Source organism: Rhodococcus sp. IEGM 1381, from assembly GCF_030056795.1.
Taxonomy (GTDB): domain Bacteria; phylum Actinomycetota; class Actinomycetes; order Mycobacteriales; family Mycobacteriaceae; genus Rhodococcoides.
Genome location: NZ_JASHKQ010000036.1, coordinates 1 through 366, shown reverse-complemented (window position 1 = coordinate 366; position 366 = coordinate 1). Strand labels below are relative to the sequence as shown.

At 63.1% G+C, this 366-nt stretch carries 1 protein-coding gene; it reads left to right on the top strand.

Annotation, left to right across the window (positions count from 1 at the left end; translation table 11 throughout):
• On the top strand, positions 1–366 hold a 366-nt coding region (locus QM797_RS26160; protein ID WP_283278650.1), incomplete at both ends, for a carboxyl transferase domain-containing protein.

Sequence of the window (366 nt, the reverse complement as noted above, 5' to 3'; positions counted from 1 at the left end):
CCCTCGATATCGATGCCTCCGAAAAAGCGGCCCGGTTCGTCCGCACGTGTGATTGTTTCAACGTTCCGATCATCACATTGGTCGATGTGCCGGGGTTCCTGCCCGGGACGGGGCAGGAGTACAACGGCATCATCCGCCGTGGCGCGAAACTGTTGTATGCCTACGGGGAGGCGACGGTCGGGAAGATCACCGTCATCACCCGGAAGGCGTACGGCGGGGCGTACGACGTGATGGGGTCCAAGCACATGGGTGCGGATGTGAATTTGGCGTGGCCGACGGCGCAGATCGCGGTGATGGGGGCCTCGGGTGCGGTCGGGTTCGTGTACCGCAAGAAACTGCTCGACGCCGCCAAGAACGGTGAGGACG